15 protein-coding genes are annotated in these 15016 nt (G+C 43.6%); 6 read left to right on the forward strand and 9 right to left on the reverse strand.

The window, feature by feature from the left end; all coding sequences use genetic code 11:
- Positions 1-144 precede the first annotated feature (144 nt).
- The 6 genes from rluB to AC5EUN_RS02910 all read right to left on the reverse strand — a co-directional run bounded on the left by rluB (position 145) and on the right by AC5EUN_RS02910 (position 4810).
- Positions 145-1251 (reverse strand): 23S rRNA pseudouridine(2605) synthase RluB, encoded by a 1107-nt coding sequence (gene rluB / locus AC5EUN_RS02885; protein ID WP_010327371.1) that lies wholly within the window; start codon positions 1249-1251, stop codon positions 145-147.
- 41 nt (positions 1252-1292) lie between these two features.
- Positions 1293-1880 carry an SMC-Scp complex subunit ScpB gene (gene scpB, locus AC5EUN_RS02890; RefSeq protein ID WP_010327370.1) on the reverse strand — a complete coding sequence of 196 codons (588 nt, stop codon included), beginning with the start codon at positions 1878-1880 and terminating at the stop codon, positions 1293-1295.
- Positions 1880-2674: a segregation and condensation protein A gene (locus AC5EUN_RS02895; protein ID WP_005400316.1), complete on the reverse strand. Its 795-nt coding sequence runs from the start codon at positions 2672-2674 to the stop codon at positions 1880-1882. The genes scpB and AC5EUN_RS02895 overlap by 1 nt, the downstream gene beginning before the upstream one ends.
- 449 nt (positions 2675-3123) lie before the next feature.
- Positions 3124-3390, reverse strand: a complete 267-nt coding sequence (locus AC5EUN_RS02900) for a hypothetical protein (RefSeq protein ID WP_010327369.1) — start codon at positions 3388-3390, stop codon at positions 3124-3126.
- A 54-nt stretch (positions 3391-3444) separates the two neighbouring features.
- A complete protein-coding gene (locus tag AC5EUN_RS02905; RefSeq protein ID WP_004695345.1) occupies positions 3445-4062 on the reverse strand; it encodes an L-threonylcarbamoyladenylate synthase in 618 nt (205 codons plus the stop codon).
- 85 nt (positions 4063-4147) lie between these two features.
- Complete coding sequence (locus AC5EUN_RS02910; protein ID WP_010327368.1) at positions 4148-4810, reverse strand: elongation factor P hydroxylase; 663 nt, start codon at positions 4808-4810, stop codon at positions 4148-4150.
- 97 nt (positions 4811-4907) lie between these two features.
- Between AC5EUN_RS02910 and AC5EUN_RS02915 the strand changes: the two genes are divergently transcribed.
- The 6 genes from AC5EUN_RS02915 (at position 4908) to lysM (ending at position 8660) form a co-directional block, all read left to right on the forward strand.
- Positions 4908-5465, forward strand: coding sequence for a YceD family protein (locus AC5EUN_RS02915; protein ID WP_004982945.1), 558 nt, complete (start codon positions 4908-4910; stop codon positions 5463-5465).
- A 76-nt stretch (positions 5466-5541) separates the two neighbouring features.
- Complete coding sequence (rpmF, locus tag AC5EUN_RS02920; protein ID WP_004279227.1) at positions 5542-5724, forward strand: 50S ribosomal protein L32; 183 nt, start codon at positions 5542-5544, stop codon at positions 5722-5724.
- 176 nt (positions 5725-5900) lie between these two features.
- Complete coding sequence (fabD, locus tag AC5EUN_RS02925; RefSeq protein ID WP_010327367.1) at positions 5901-6887, forward strand: ACP S-malonyltransferase; 987 nt, start codon at positions 5901-5903, stop codon at positions 6885-6887.
- A complete protein-coding gene (fabG, locus tag AC5EUN_RS02930; protein ID WP_010327366.1) occupies positions 6884-7618 on the forward strand; it encodes a 3-oxoacyl-ACP reductase FabG in 735 nt (244 codons plus the stop codon). The genes fabD and fabG overlap by 4 nt, the downstream gene beginning before the upstream one ends.
- Before the next feature lie 86 nt (positions 7619-7704).
- Entirely contained in the window at positions 7705-7941 is a 237-nt protein-coding gene (gene acpP / locus AC5EUN_RS02935; protein ID WP_004695351.1) for an acyl carrier protein, read from the forward strand.
- 245 nt (positions 7942-8186) lie between these two features.
- On the forward strand, positions 8187-8660 hold the full coding sequence (gene lysM / locus AC5EUN_RS02940; RefSeq protein WP_004982938.1) for a peptidoglycan-binding protein LysM: 474 nt from the start codon (positions 8187-8189) through the stop codon (positions 8658-8660).
- Between the two features lie 66 nt (positions 8661-8726).
- Here the strand turns inward: lysM and AC5EUN_RS02945 are convergent, their stop codons facing one another.
- From AC5EUN_RS02945 to atzF, 3 genes are read right to left on the reverse strand one after another with little or no spacing between them, the layout of a single operon-like run.
- On the reverse strand, positions 8727-9431 hold the full coding sequence (locus AC5EUN_RS02945; RefSeq protein ID WP_010327365.1) for a GntR family transcriptional regulator: 705 nt from the start codon (positions 9429-9431) through the stop codon (positions 8727-8729).
- Between the two features lie 3 nt (positions 9432-9434).
- Entirely contained in the window at positions 9435-13037 is a 3603-nt protein-coding gene (gene uca, locus AC5EUN_RS02950; protein ID WP_493352159.1) for an urea carboxylase, read from the reverse strand.
- A 20-nt stretch (positions 13038-13057) separates the two neighbouring features.
- Positions 13058-14887, reverse strand: coding sequence for an allophanate hydrolase (gene atzF, locus AC5EUN_RS02955; protein WP_010327363.1), 1830 nt, complete (start codon positions 14885-14887; stop codon positions 13058-13060).
- Between the last annotated feature and the right edge of the window lie 129 nt (positions 14888-15016).

Here is a 15016-nt window from a genome sequence, read left to right on the forward strand (position 1 = left end):
GGAGAATAAAAACGCTCAATAGGTTGGGCGTTTTTTATGAGGAGCTTGCAGCTTGTTCGTGTTACAGAATAGAAAGTGATTATTGCAGCGTAAACACATATAAAAAGAGCCACTCGAAAGTGGCTCAAATTTTGACTTTAAAAATTAAAACTTTTTAAAGCCTTTATTTCCAAAAGGTTTACGTGGCGCATTTTCATCACGCGTGTCGCGTTGACCATAAGTGCCTTTGTTGCCAAAGTTCTCTGGACGGCTGTCACGTTGTGCATAGCCTGAGTTTTGGCGTGGTTCACGTTGACCATAACCAGTTTGTGCATTGTCCTGACGACGTTGGCTATGTCCATTTGGATTTTCACGGCGTTCACGATTGAAAGCTGGCTTCGCTTGTTGTTGGCCTTCATCTTCATTGTCACGGCGCTGTTGGCGTAAGAAACCACCACGACGCGCAGCCATTGGTTTTTCTTGCATACGTTCAGTACGACGTTTTGCCATGCCGTATAAACCAGTGCCTTGGCGCGGCTTTAGCTCAACCGCTTTGGTTAAGTTGTCGATGTCGTTTTTGTCCAACTCCATCCAACGACCGGTACGTAGTTCGCGTGGTAAAATAACCGTGCCATAACGTGTGCGGAGTAGACGGCTGACTTTTAAACCTTGCGATTCAAAAATACGACGTACTTCGCGGTTACGACCTTCTTTTACCACCACTTGATACCAACGGTTAATCCCTTCACCGCCAATTTCAGAGAATGACTCAAATTTCGCTGGGCCATCATCTAACACCACACCTTTGAGCATGTTGTTCTTAATTTGAGGCGTCACTTCACCCATAACACGTACAGCATACTCACGTTCAACTTCATTTGATGGGTGCATCAAGCGATTCGCGAGTTCGCCATCATTTGTGAACAATAGTAGACCTGTTGAGTTAATATCCAGACGACCCACCATCACCCAGCGATCATTCGCGATTGCAGGTAATTGATCAAATACCGTTGGACGTGACTCAGGGTCATTGCGTGAACAAATTTCGCCCTCTGGTTTATAGTAAATCAGAACACGACGACGAATTTCATCTTCAATTTGGAACGATACTTTACGACCATCGATGCGAAGCTCATCACCTGGTTCAATACGTTCGCCTACTTGGGCAACTTGGCCGTTGACACTCACACGACCAGCGGCAATGACTTCTTCCATATAACGGCGAGAACCCAAACCAACTCGTGCGAGTACCTTTTGCAACTTTTCACTCATGACAGCATAACCTTAGAAATTATCATCAACAGTTCACCTATTTACGACTTCGGTGCATTCGCATCGAGCGCCATAAAAGCTTCCTTGGCATCCTGCAGGGGAGGCAACTGACCTAAAGAATTTAGGCCAAATGCATTTAAAAATTGGGGCGTCGTAACTAACAACGCAGGTCTTCCTGGGAGTTCACGAAAACCAGATTCTTTAATCCAGTTCCAATCAAATAACGTGCGTAACAGTTGACTGTTATTTGAGACTCCTCGAATTTGTTCTATATCTGCTCGAGTGACGGGTTGATGATAGGCAACCACGGCCAACATTTCGAGTAGCGATGGCGAGAGACGAGTTGGTCGCTCTGGCCACGTTTGTGCAACGATTTGACGGTATTTTGCTCGAACTTGAAAACGAAAACCTTGAGCAGTTTCAATCAGTTCAATCGAACGACCATGTTGTAACATGGCAAGTTGTTGTAAAAACTGGCGTAAATCTTGTTTGCTATATTGATTTTGGAACGATTCTTTCAATCGTGCAAGTGAAACAGGCGCATCACTGGCAAAAATAATCGCTTCTAACTGCATCAACACTTCATGCAAGTTATCTTCATTTGTTACAGGAGCGGTTTGTTCTAACATTATTTTTTGACTCCTTGTATCGAAAGCGGTGCTTCAACACCTGAACTCACAATTTGAATACGTTGCTGACGGGTTAGCTCTAAAATGGCCATAAACGTCACGACCATGCCCATACGACCTTGGATGGGACGCAGTAAAGATTCAAAAACTAAAACTTCACCTGAAGCGACTTTGCTTTCAATAAAAGCCATGCGCTCTTCAAGTAAAACTGGTTCTTGTGCAATTTGATGGGTAATCGGCTCAGGTCGGTTAAATACACAGAACAGTGCATCACGTAGCTGTTGCACATCATGACCGTCATTATTATCTAGAGTTTGGCCTAAGCTGACATTGGTTGAGAAGGTGTCTCGCTCTAATATAGGCATTTGCCCCAAGCGTTCAGCCGCTTGTTTAATTCGTAGGTAAGTTTCTAAACGGTCAATCAGCTCTTGTTTTGGGTCTTTTTCAATTTGGATTGCATTGGGTGCTTTTGGCAATAGCAAACGTGACTTTAAATCAGCCAAGAGCGCGGCCATCACCATATAGTCTGCTGTCAGCTCAATGTTAAGCGACTTCATGGCATCCATATAAGACAGGTATTGCGCTGCAATCGGGGCAATATCTAACTGTAATAAGTCAAAGCCATTTTTTTGAATCAGGTAAATCAGAAAGTCGAGTGGTCCTTCAAAATGCTCTAAAAGAATTTCAAATGCAGCGGGAGGAATATATAAATCCTCAGGGATGGAGTCATGCCACTCATCCATAACACGGATTTGTGGGAGATCTTCCATGGCATTATGGACGGATTGATTCATTACAGTTATTGGCCACGCGAATTTTCAAAGGCATGATTATGTTTTTTCGAATCAGTACTTAGGAGAAAAAGTAGAGGTGATTTAAAAAATACATAATTTTAATAGGGCTTAGTGTAAAACAAATTGCGGTGTGAATACATGATTTCACCGACCAAATAACAAAAAAAGCTGTAAATAAATATAGAGTATTTATTTGTGTGATGCTTTTTATCCACTGATGTCGTAGCTAAATTTGCAGAAATGGGGTGGGTTTGAGACAACTTGGCACACTTAGGGCCTAGTCCTGTGGTTTGCAAAATAATCGATTTGCTGCAGATAGTTAGATGGGTGATACAGATTTATTGAGATTAGATTAGTGATGGACAACGCTTTAATTTTATAAATGGTTTGAAAGAGTGAAGAGAGTAGCTGAAGCTCAAGTTAATGTCAGTTGACGCCAAAGAAAAGATTTACTCAGGTGCTTGTAGCGCAAATTCAATGATGCGCTGACAGCTGTCTTGTAGGCAGAGATTTTTGGGTTCGAGGTATTTGAAATATTGTTGGATGGTCGAGATCGGTAGGAAATAGTTGTACAGATTCTTTTCCCACATAATGCAGTTGATTGAGCTATGGCGTTGCACCAAAGTCTCGGACTCAAGCGTCCAAGGACGCTGCACATATAAATTATGTTGCTCGGGAAATTGGTTGAGATTGAGCAAAACCATAAACAGGGTCATGTTGATCTCTTGAGAATGTGAGATTCAGTTTCCCTAGCGAATAAATGCAGCGCATCACTCAAATGCGCTGACATCGCCAAGCCCACGGCGAATCACTTCAGGGTGATCACCTGATAAGTCGACAATACTGGTGGTGCTCAAGGTACCCAGCCCGCTGTCGATAAACACATCAATTCGTTTTGATAGTTGCATTTCTATATCATAGGGATCATCCAGTGGTTCTTCCTGATTCGGCAGGATTAAGGTACTGGTTAGTAGTGGTTCACCCAACTCTTTGAGTAACATTTGGCACACTGGGTTACTTGGAATACGTAAACCAATGGTTTTTTTCTTCGGATGCATCAAGCGTTTAGGCACTTCACTGGTTGCAGGCAAAATGAACGTGGTCACGGCTGGTGTATTGTTTTTCAGTAAACGATACATAGCATTGTCGACTTTGGCATAAGTGGCAATATCGGACAGATCCGCGCAAATGATGGCATATTGATGTTTGGCCCCAAGGCCGCGAATTTGAGCAATCCGCTCCATGGCATTTTTATTCCCAATCTGGCAGCCAATGGCATAAGCGGCATCGGTCGGGTACACCACCACATCGCCTGCGCGAATCCGTTCTACTGCTTGGCTGATTGAGCGTGCTTGAGGGTTATCAGGATGGACTCTTAAATGAAGCATCGTTTTTATCTCCTGATGGTTTTTTCAACATTATCGCGCTTTATCTCGGTGCTGTTCAATGGCCAAAATGTGAATCGTGCTAAATTTAGTCGAGCATTTCTCTTTGAAATTCATCGCTCTGTAATGTTTTGCCAGCACGAGTACATAGGCAAATACAGTCAATGAAGTGTTTTGCATCACGTGGTAATTGAGCTTGGCCTGAAAAATAAGCCTGAACTTGAGCGAAAACATGGTCTTTGAAGCGGTTGCCGTCACCACCTTCACCAGTCAGATTGTCTAAGGAAACACGGAACTTCCGACCAAAAGCTGTGGCAAATAACCATTCAATGGCTTGTGGTTTAATTTCAACCTGTTCAAATAAAGCTTGTTGCTCAGCCGTACGACCATCGGGTGCATACCAGTAGCCTAAGTCTGGGAGTAGACGGCGTTTATCTCCTGCAATGCTCCAATGGCTGATTTCATGTAAGGCACTATTAAAAAAACCATGGGCAAATTGGATGCGTGCAGGGGTGCTGTCAATCGCGGGAAAATATTCAGGTTCAAAGTCACCTTTAACCAAGTTGACATTCAGGTGGGAAAACCAACGATTAAAGTGTAAGATGAGCCAATCAACTTGTTCTGCTTCTGTACACAAATTCTCCCACGTCGAGAGTTGCACTTGGCGGTTTGAAATGTCAGAATCGACAGTTGAAATTGTGCTCACAAGTGATGAAATACTCACTTCTGTTTGCGGCTGCAACAGATGCATGACTTAAGTTACCCAAATGGTCTGTCTAAATAAGTACAAAATTGTATCTTAATCTTTGACAGAGTACTGATGAATTTGTAGAATTGCCGCCTTAATTATGTCAGCAAATACCTTTCCGGCACAGATTGAGCCGTTTAAATGGGCCGAACAAGGCTTTACATGGTCAGGAACACTGCCATTGTCTCGCTTTGCTCGTATAGCCCGTGAAGCTGTTGGATCAATTGATGATCAATTGATTAACATAGACTGTAAGCTATCAATGGATGCGTATCATCGTATTGTATGGCTAGATGGTCACGTTGAAACGAACGTTCCAATGGAATGCCAGCGCTGTTTAGGCACGGTAAACATTGAACTCGTTTCAGATTTTCATCTAGCTCTAGTGGATGATGAGTCACTGATAGAGCGCTTGGATGAGGATGCTGATTTCATCGTCTTAGGTGAAAGTGAAGCAACGACGAAAGGTAGCTATGATGCGCCTGCGACGGCTGATTTACTGTCTCTGATAGAAGATGAATTGTTATTGTTGATGCCTTTGTCTGCTAAGCATGACGCTTGTGAACATAAGCACCAACCTGCCGTTGAAGAACTTGTTGAAGAAAAGCGGGATAATCCGTTTGATGTTTTGGCAAGTTTGAAGGGTAAACTTAACTAATTTTTGTGTTATACTCTTCCGTATAAGACAACTGAATTTGTTCTGATCCATATTTTTCGATTTGTAAGGAGCCATCATGGCCGTTCAGCAAAACCGTAAAAGTCGCTCTCGCCGTGACATGCGCCGTTCACATGACGCTTTAACCGAGAATGCATTAACTGTAGACCAAGCTACTGGCGAGACTCACCGTCGTCACCACGTATCTAAAGATGGTATCTACCGTGGTCGTCAATTATTCGCTAAAGCATCTGCTGAATAATTGTCGAAGCATTAAGCTTAAAGCTTAGTCGAAAAAAGGGGAGCGTAAAGCTCCCTTTTTTTGTTGTCGAATTTTTATCGCTGCTGTTTTTGTTGTATTTGGCAATTACATCGACCTAAATTAAGTGTTAAATTTTCGCTCCATAAACGAGAGCAAAGACAAGAAAGGACTTTTTTATGTCTGCGAAACAACTTGATCAAGTCGCTCAGGCAACAAAAACAGCTTTTGTATTTCCCGGTCAGGGTTCACAAAAGGTTGGCATGTTGGCTGAATTGGCAGAACAATTTGCCAGTGTTGAAGCAACATTTGCAGAAGCCTCTAAAGCGGTTGGATTCGATTTGTGGCACATTGCACAATCTGGTGAAGGTTTAGACCAAACTGAATTTACCCAACCGGTATTGTTAACTGCCAGCATTGCTTTGTGGCGTGTATGGTTAGAACTTGGTGGTGTTGCACCAAAGTATTTGGCGGGACACTCACTTGGTGAATACAGTGCGTTGGTTGCAGCAGGAAGTCTAAGCTTAGGCGATGCAGTCAAGCTGGTAAACTTGCGTGGCAAGTTAATGCAAAGTGCTGTACCTCAAGGTAAGGGTGCAATGGCAGCAATCTTAGGTTTAGATGATGCGCAAGTTGTTGCTTTATGCCAACAAGTTTCGAGTCAAGCTGAAGGTTCAGTTGAAGCGGCTAACTACAATGCTCAGGGTCAAGTGGTGATTGCTGGTGAAAAAGCAGCAGTTGAAGCAGTCATGGCTTTAGCCAAAGAAAACAGCGGCAAAGCGATTGCATTACCAGTTTCTGTTCCATCGCATTGTTCATTGATGAAGCCTGCTGCAGAACAGTTCGCGCAAGCTTTGGAACAAACTGCCATTGAGCTGCCTAGCATACCTGTAATACAAAATGTGGGCGCGGAAATTGCTACAGATGTAGCACAAGTCCGCCAAGCACTTACAGCTCAGTTATATGAGTCTGTACAGTGGACCAAAACAATGCAGTTTATTCAGGATCAAGGGATCCAATATGTTGCAGAGTGTGGTCCAGGCAATGTTTTGGCAAACTTGGCAAAACGTCTACCTAATATTGAAAAAGCATTTCCACTCGATAGTAAATCACGCTTGGAAGATGCACTAAATGCCATTTTAGTGGCTGAAGGAAAAATTGCATGACACAGGAACGCAAAATTGCACTCGTGACAGGTGCAAGTCGAGGGATTGGTGCTGCCATCGCTCAGCAACTTATTCAAGACGGTTATTTTGTTGTGGGTACTGCGACATCTGAGCCAGGTGCAGAAAAACTTGCTGTAAGCTTCGGTGAACACGGTGCAGGTAAAGTGCTTGATGTTCGTGATGGTGCTGCCATTGATGCGCTTGTCACTGACATTGAACAAAACTATGGCCCTGTGTTGGTTTTGGTGAACAATGCTGGGATTACCAAAGATAATTTGTTACTACGTATGTCAGAAGATGACTGGGATGACATTTTAAATATCCATTTAAAAGCAGTTTACCGTTTGTCGAAACGCGTTTTAAAAGGTATGACCAAAGCGCGTTTTGGGCGAATTATTAATATTAGTTCTGTGGTTGCACATTTTGCTAACCCAGGTCAGGCCAACTATTCAGCAGCGAAAGCTGGTATTGAAGCATTTAGCCGTAGCCTTGCAAAAGAAATGGGTAGCCGTCAAATCACTGTAAACTCAGTGGCGCCTGGTTTTATTGCAACAGAAATGACTGAGCAATTAAGCGAAGATATCCGTAAAAAAATGAGCGATCAAGTGGCCTTGAACCGTTTAGGTGATCCACAAGATATTGCAAATGCGGTGAGCTTCTTGGCATCAGACAAAGCAAATTACATTACTGGTACGGTAATGCATGTAAATGGTGGTCTATACATGAGCTAATTGGCTGATGGATAAACTTTCAAAATTTTAAAGATTCAATTAAACTAACGGCATTAAAAACGCCACAAGCAATGAGGAGAATTCCTGTGAGCGATATCGAACAACGCATCAAGCAAGCAGTTGCAGAACAACTTGGTCTTAAGGCTGAAGAAATCAAAAACGAAGCATCTTTCATGGATGACTTAGGTGCTGACTCTTTAGACCTTGTTGAGCTTGTTATGTCTTTCGAAAACGACTTTGACATCACAATCCCAGATGAAGATTCTAACGAAATCACAACTGTACAATCTGCGATTGACTACGTTTCTAAGAAACTAGGTTAATACATATTGTTTCAGCTTTGCTGAATGGAAAAGCCACCCACTTGGGTGGCTTTTTTATGCCTTTCAAAAACGCAAAGCGCCTAACTCATCTTTAAAATCTGCTATTTACTGGGGTAACTTACAAAGCTTTACCTTAAGAGGACTATTCGCTACCAAATCTGTTGTCTTTTTTGGGTATAAAAAAGGGTGTCTCATTTTTGAGCATTCAATATAACAACACTGATATAACAAGATGGAGCATAAACATGGGTCTTTTTGATTTTGTTAAAGGCATTGGTAAGAAAAATACAGCAGCAGCCGAGCCTCAAGCTGCACCAAGCACACCAGCAGAGCCATCTGCTCAAGAAATTGCCAACAAGTTATTGGGTCATATCAAAGCATTGGGCTTACCTGTGACGGGACTTTCAGTTAGCTATAACTCCACCACGGATTTGGCGACAGTGAAAGGGCAAGTTCAGACTCAAGCCGATAAAGAAAAGATTGTTTTAGCCGTCGGTAATATTGACCATGTGGCACAAGTCGATGATCAACTCACTGTGGCTAGCCCTGAACCTGAAAGTAAGTTCTACACAGTTAAATCGGGCGATAATCTATCAAAAATTTCCAAAGCATTTTATGGTGATGCCAACCAGTACAATAAAATTTTTGAGGCCAACCGTCCGCTATTGAAAGATGCAGATGATATTTTCCCAGGCCAGGTCCTGCGTATTCCTGCTTAAATTAAAAGGCTAAAAAAGGCGCATGAAGCGCCTTTTTTATTTGAGAGTGGAATGTTGATCGAGTGCTTAGCGACTTGCTTTCACAACAGCATGCTGACTGAGCATACCTAAGGTAATTTTTTTTACCTCATCTCGACTTTGTTGAATGTGAGCGCTGATCTTTTCAACGGCAAGCTCCGTCTGTTGCTGTGCTATATAATTCAAAATGGCTTGATGCTCCGCATAGGTGGCTTCAATCCGATCTGTTTTTGAAAAATCGAGGCGACGAATAATGCGAATTTTTTCACTGACTTCTTGGTGAATTTTGATCATTTCTTGATTGCCAATGGCGCGAACCAATGCGCAGTGAAAATCTTCATCAATTTTCGCCATGGCTTTTAAACTTGACAGATACTGCTCAGGTGCAACCATCCAAATTTTGTGTAGGTGTTTCATTTCCTTCGAGGGCTGAGATGCACTGCTGCATAACTTTCGAATTGCATACTGCTCAATCATGATGCGTAGCTCATACAGCTCATCGTAGTATTGCAAGTTCAACGGACGGACAGTCCAGCCACTACGAAATGCTACCTCTACATAGCCTTCTTGTTGCAGTCGATATAGTGCTTGCCGTGCAGGCGTGCGGCTGACCTGATAGCTCAAGGCGATTTCGGATTCGGTAAAACGTTCACCAGGCATCAATTTGAAATCAAAAATATCGTTTTTTATTTGCTGGTAAACAAGTTCAGACAAATTGTCTGAACTTGAACCTGCACGTGTCATATTCGGCATGCGTTATTCCATATAAACCAAAGGCTCTCCGCTATGAACGGTTTGTCCAGCCCGACAAATAATGGCTTTGACAGTACCATCATCCGCAGCGTACACCGGTAATTCCATTTTCATGGCTTCAATAATAGCAATGGTTTCCCCTTTTTTCACAATCTGACCTTGTTCCACTAATATTTTCCAAATATTACCGGTCATCGAAGCATGTAGCGCTGCATAGGCACTGTAGTCGGTCTCATCAGGTGCTTCTGCAACCAGATGTTCTTGATGATCAACGCTTTCTTTCCATAAGCCCACTTCAGCACTAAAAGCGTGTTGTTGCTGTGCTTTAAACTCGGCAATGCTGTCTTTTTCATCTTCAAGCAGTTGTAAATACGCTGCATAGTCAAATTCAGTGTCTTCAATTTGAATTTGTGCTTGACCATTTTCAAAGTCGGCACGCCATTGCTCTAACTCTGACTCAGATACGGGGAAGTATTTGATTTGATCAAAGAATTTTAGAAACCATTGTTTGTCGCCAAACTGTTTGTTCTTTTTAAACTTATTCCAGATGGGTAGGGTGCGTCCGACCAGTTGGTAACCTCCCGGAGAGTCCATACCGTAGATACACATATACATGCCGCCAATGCCTACAGTACCTTCAGCGGTAAAAGTACGTGCAGGGTTGTATTTCGAGCTTAATAGGCGGTGGCGTGGGTCAATCGGTACTGCACAGGGCGCAGTGAGATAAACATCACCAAGGCCTAAAATGAGGTAATGGGCATTGAAAATAATTTCTTTGACTTGCTCTCGGCTGTTTAAACCATTGATACGTTGAATAAAATCGACATTGTTCGGTAGCCAAGGTGCTTTGGCACAGACACTTTCTTGATAGCGTTCAACAGCACCTAAAGTTGCACTGTCTTCAAATGCCATTGGGAGATGAATGATCCGTGACGGAATCTTGATTTGGCTTAAATCTCCCATTTGCTGTTCAAGCTTGAGTAGAAATTCGATCAATTGATGCTGTGGAAGCGTGAGTCCATCGTATTTGATTTGCAGCGAACGTACACCGGGAGACAGCTCCAATATGCCTTTAATATTGGCTGCGCGAATGAGTTGCATGAGCTGATGAACGCGTAAGCGTAGCGCCAAGTCTAAAACGTTGTCACCGTACTCCAGTAGAATATAGCTGTCACCCGCTTGGCGGTATACCGTGCGTGGAGACACATCAGTTGCCTCTAAGCTGGCAAGAATTGCGGATGGTGGAATGTCACTGCTTGGTGGCTCAGAATTAAGGGCTGCATGAGCAAAATTTTCGATCCGTTCAATTTGTTGTTGTTCTAAGGTATTGGCTTGTTCAACGGTTAAAGGATAAAAGCTGATTTTATCATCGGCTTTAAGTTGACCCACTTTCCAAAGTTCAGCTTTGGCAATAGTTACAGGGCAAACGAAGCCCCCCAGACTTGGCCCATCTTTGGCTAAAATGACAGGGAAGTCACCTGTGAAGTTAATTGCACCAATGGCATATTCACAGTCATGGACATTGGATGGGTGGAGTCCTGCTTCACCTCCATTTTCACGTGCCCAACTTGGTGTTGGCCCTGACAGTCGGATGCCTAAACGATTGGAGTTGAAGTGTACGGTCCATTCGGAGGCAAAAAACTCTTCAATATATTCGGGTTTAAAAAAGTCAGGTGCGCCATGTGGTCCATACAGCACCCCAATTTTCCACTCTTTGCCATAGCTTGGAATGAGTGCAGGAGATAGAGCCTGTGGTTCTTGCGTGGCTAAAGGTGTATCGCTATTTGGATGGGTTGTGTTGACGAGTTTGATAATGTCACCTGCACGAAGCACGCGTCCTGCATGCCCGCCAAAGTTACCTAAAGCAAAAGTCGAACGACTGCCCAAATATAGGGGGACATCGAGTCCATGACGAACGGCTAAATAGCTACGGCAACCAGATTCGACTTGTCCTAAGCGGAGTACTTGACCTGCGCGAATGTGAATCGGCTGCCAAAAGGTCACGGGCTTATCATCCAGTTGCGCAGGGCATGGCGCACCTGTCAGTGCAATCATACTGTCTTGGTGGAACTTGAGGCTTGGGCCTTGCAGGGTGAACTCGAAACCTGCAGCGCTAGCATCATTCCCTACAATTTGATTGGCCAATTGAAAAGCATAGTCATCCATAGGACCCGATGGTGGTACACCGATATCCCAATAGCCAACACGTCCCGGAAAGTCCTGAATTGAGCTTTGCGTGCCAGCTTGGAGTACTTCAATCACATTCGGTACGTAGTCAAAGTCATCTAGCAAGCGTGTCCAGATTTGCATTTGTGCAAAGCGTTCATCAGAGATCACGCTATGTGCATAGTCTAAATTGGTGCTGATGCCATTTAAACGAGTTTGAGAGAGCACACTTTTTAGTTGCTCAATGGCTTGTTCACGGGTGTCCGCATGTACGATGATTTTGGCAATCATTGGGTCAAAATATTGCGAAATTTCTGTTCCTGTTGAAACCCATGTATCAACACGACAATTGTCTGGAAATACAACTTCGGTCAGTACACCTGGGCTGGGTTGGAAGTTTTTAACTGGATCTTCTGCATAAATACGCACTTCAATTGCCGCACCTTGCGGTTGGATGTTGCTAAGTGCAGTCCAATCCAGTGTATCGCCCGCAGCGACTTTAAGCATGCATTCAATCAGGTCTAAACCCGTCACCATCTCAGTGACAGGATGTTCCACTTGTAGGCGCGTATTAACCTCAAGGAAGTAAAATTCATCACGTGCAGCATCATAAATAAATTCGACCGTACCTGCGCTGCGATAATTGACCGATTTGCCGAGTTCAACTGCTGCTTGGTGTAGTTTTTGACGTGTGGCTTCGGGCAGATGAGCCGCTGGGGTTTCTTCCACCACTTTTTGGTTACGACGTTGCAATGAACAGTCGCGTTCGCCCAATGCAACCACTTGACCTTGGCCATCACCAAAAATCTGAACTTCGACATGACGCGCACGGTCAATAAAACGTTCTAAAAATACGCCCGAATCTTTAAAAAATTGTGCGCCTAAACGTTTGACGCTTTCATAAGCTTCAACTAAGGCTTGTTCATTATCACAGCGGGTAAGACCTATACCACCACCGCCTGCGGTGCTTTTCAGCATGATGGGGTAACCAATCTCTGTAGCTGCTGAAATTGCCTCATCTAAGCTTTCAAGTAAGCCTGTACCCGGTGTCATAGGAACCTGTGCAGCCGCCGCCAGTTCACGTGCACGGTGTTTTAAACCAAACTCTAAAATTTGTGTCGCGGTTGGCCCCATAAAAGCAATATTATTTTTCTCACAAGCCTCTGCAAATTCAGCACTTTCTGATAAAAAGCCATAGCCTGGGAAAATAGCTTCAGCCCCCGTTTTTTGTGCAGCTTGAATCAATTTTTCAATGCTTAAATAAGTGTCAGATGGTTTTAAGCCGTCTAAAGCAATGGCAATGTCCGCGTCTTTGACATGTTGTGCGTAACGGTCACTGTCTGAATATACCGCTACACTAGTCATCCCCAGTTTTTTTAAAGTGCGAATTGCACGTACGGCAATTTCGCCACGGTTTGCAATCAATACAGTTTTAAACATTTTAAAATTCCTAAATTTGACTAAGCTTGTTCTACTTTTGAATTGTTACGGTGCTGGATATAGGCGCGCCAACCACCAAAGTGACTGATGTTTTCGGCATCGTTTAAGCCATAAGGTTCGCAAATGAAACCTTTCACCCATCGACCGTCTGCCAGTTCGACATTGCCCATGCCCAGTGGTGTCGGAATCTCTGCGACAAATTCTCCAAAGCGAGCGGTCGGTACATCCCACAGTTCAACAATGATCTGCTGACCGTGTTCATTGACTCGGGCTAGACCGGGTTTAGGTGGGATCGTGCCATTTAGGGCAAATAGGGCATAGTGTTCAGCGGTATGCGTGGTTTCCACAAGCACAGCATCACGGGTGAGCAATTGGAAGTTCAGCGGCATTCCTGTCAGGTGTGCGCCAACCACCGCAACACGGATATGATGTGGAGAGACTGTGTTCTGTAGCTTTGGAATAGATGCATATCGGTCTAAGGCACCCAGCTTTAGGTTCAAATGCATCTGCCAAATTTTTCCAAATTCAATCAGGGCTTGGTCATACCATGCAGGTGCAATTAGGCTGATACCGAAAGGTAAACCGTCGGTGCGGAAACCCGCGGGCAGAGCGAGGGCACTTAAATCGGCGAGGTTGGTAAAATTGGTATAAGTCCCAAACTCAGAGTTCAGACTGATCGGTGACTGCTCCATTTCTACAAGGGTATGAATGGTTGGGGAGGTAGGAACAATCAATGCATCAAATTGGGATAAAATATCTTGAATTTTTCGGCTTAAGTCTTGCTTTAAGTACTCTGCGTTATAGGCATCAACTGCACTAAAATCATGACCTTTTTGAATGATTGTGCGCACTGTCGGATCGAAAACATCGGGTTGCTGTGCCAACAACTTGGCAACTGCCGCCGTACGTTCTGCCACCCATGAGCCTTGATAGAGTTGGGCTGCTAACAGTTCAAATGCTGAAAAATCAATTTCAGTAATTTCAGCACCTAGAACTTTTAATTGTTCTACAGCCAGTTGAAAGGCATACTTAGCTTGGTCATCTCCAAAGAATTCCAGTTTTTGAGGAATAGCAAAATACGGTTTAGCCGAGAGTTTCACAGGTGCAGTCTTTGGATGCTGGCGTGAATAGCTATCTAACGCATCGTAGTGTTCTACCATTTGGGCAATGGTGTCGGCGTCTGTTACCGTTAAAGCAAAAATCGAAATACAGTCCAAACTTTTACAGGCTGGGAGTAGACCACGATTTGAAAAACGACCTTTAGTCGGTTTTAGTCCAATAATATTGTTAAATGCAGCAGGAACACGGCCAGAGCCTGCAGTATCTGTTCCGAGTGCAAAGGGCACCAAGCCACGAGCAACAACACTGGCTGAACCAGAGCTAGAGCCACCACTGACATAGTCAGCATTAAACGTGTTACTGACTGCACCAAAGGGAGAGCGTGTCCCTACGAGACCAGTTGCAAATTGGTCTAAATTGGTTTTTCCTACAACAATGGCCCCTGCATTTTTAAGCAGGCGAATGGTTTCAGCATCTTGTGTAGCAACAGTTGTCAGGGCTTTGCATGCGGCCGTGGTAACAAAACCAGTAACGTCGATGTTATCTTTCACTGCAAATGGAATACCATATAAAGGCAATTCTTTGCTGAGGTCTGTGGCTTGATCTGCTTTTTGTTTTAAGGCTTCAATTTGTTGGGAAAGTATTTCTGTCGTAGCAATTGAAATCCATGCATGATCAGGTTGTGGTAATTGCGCTACATAGTCGATTAAATCTTCAAGATGAATATCTTGGTTGAGATAAGCGGTTTGCCATTCTTGAAGTGTCCAGCCAATGCATTTGTTCTGACTCATTTTTTGCATTCCAACTTGTATACATGATGGAATACAAAAATGCAGAATCTATGCCAATCTAATCAATTTGATTTATCTTTGATTATAATTTTTATAAATCAATTGGTTAAGAGTAAATCTTTGGATTAA

The organism is Acinetobacter sp. CAU_H_S170_2, from assembly GCF_058890445.1.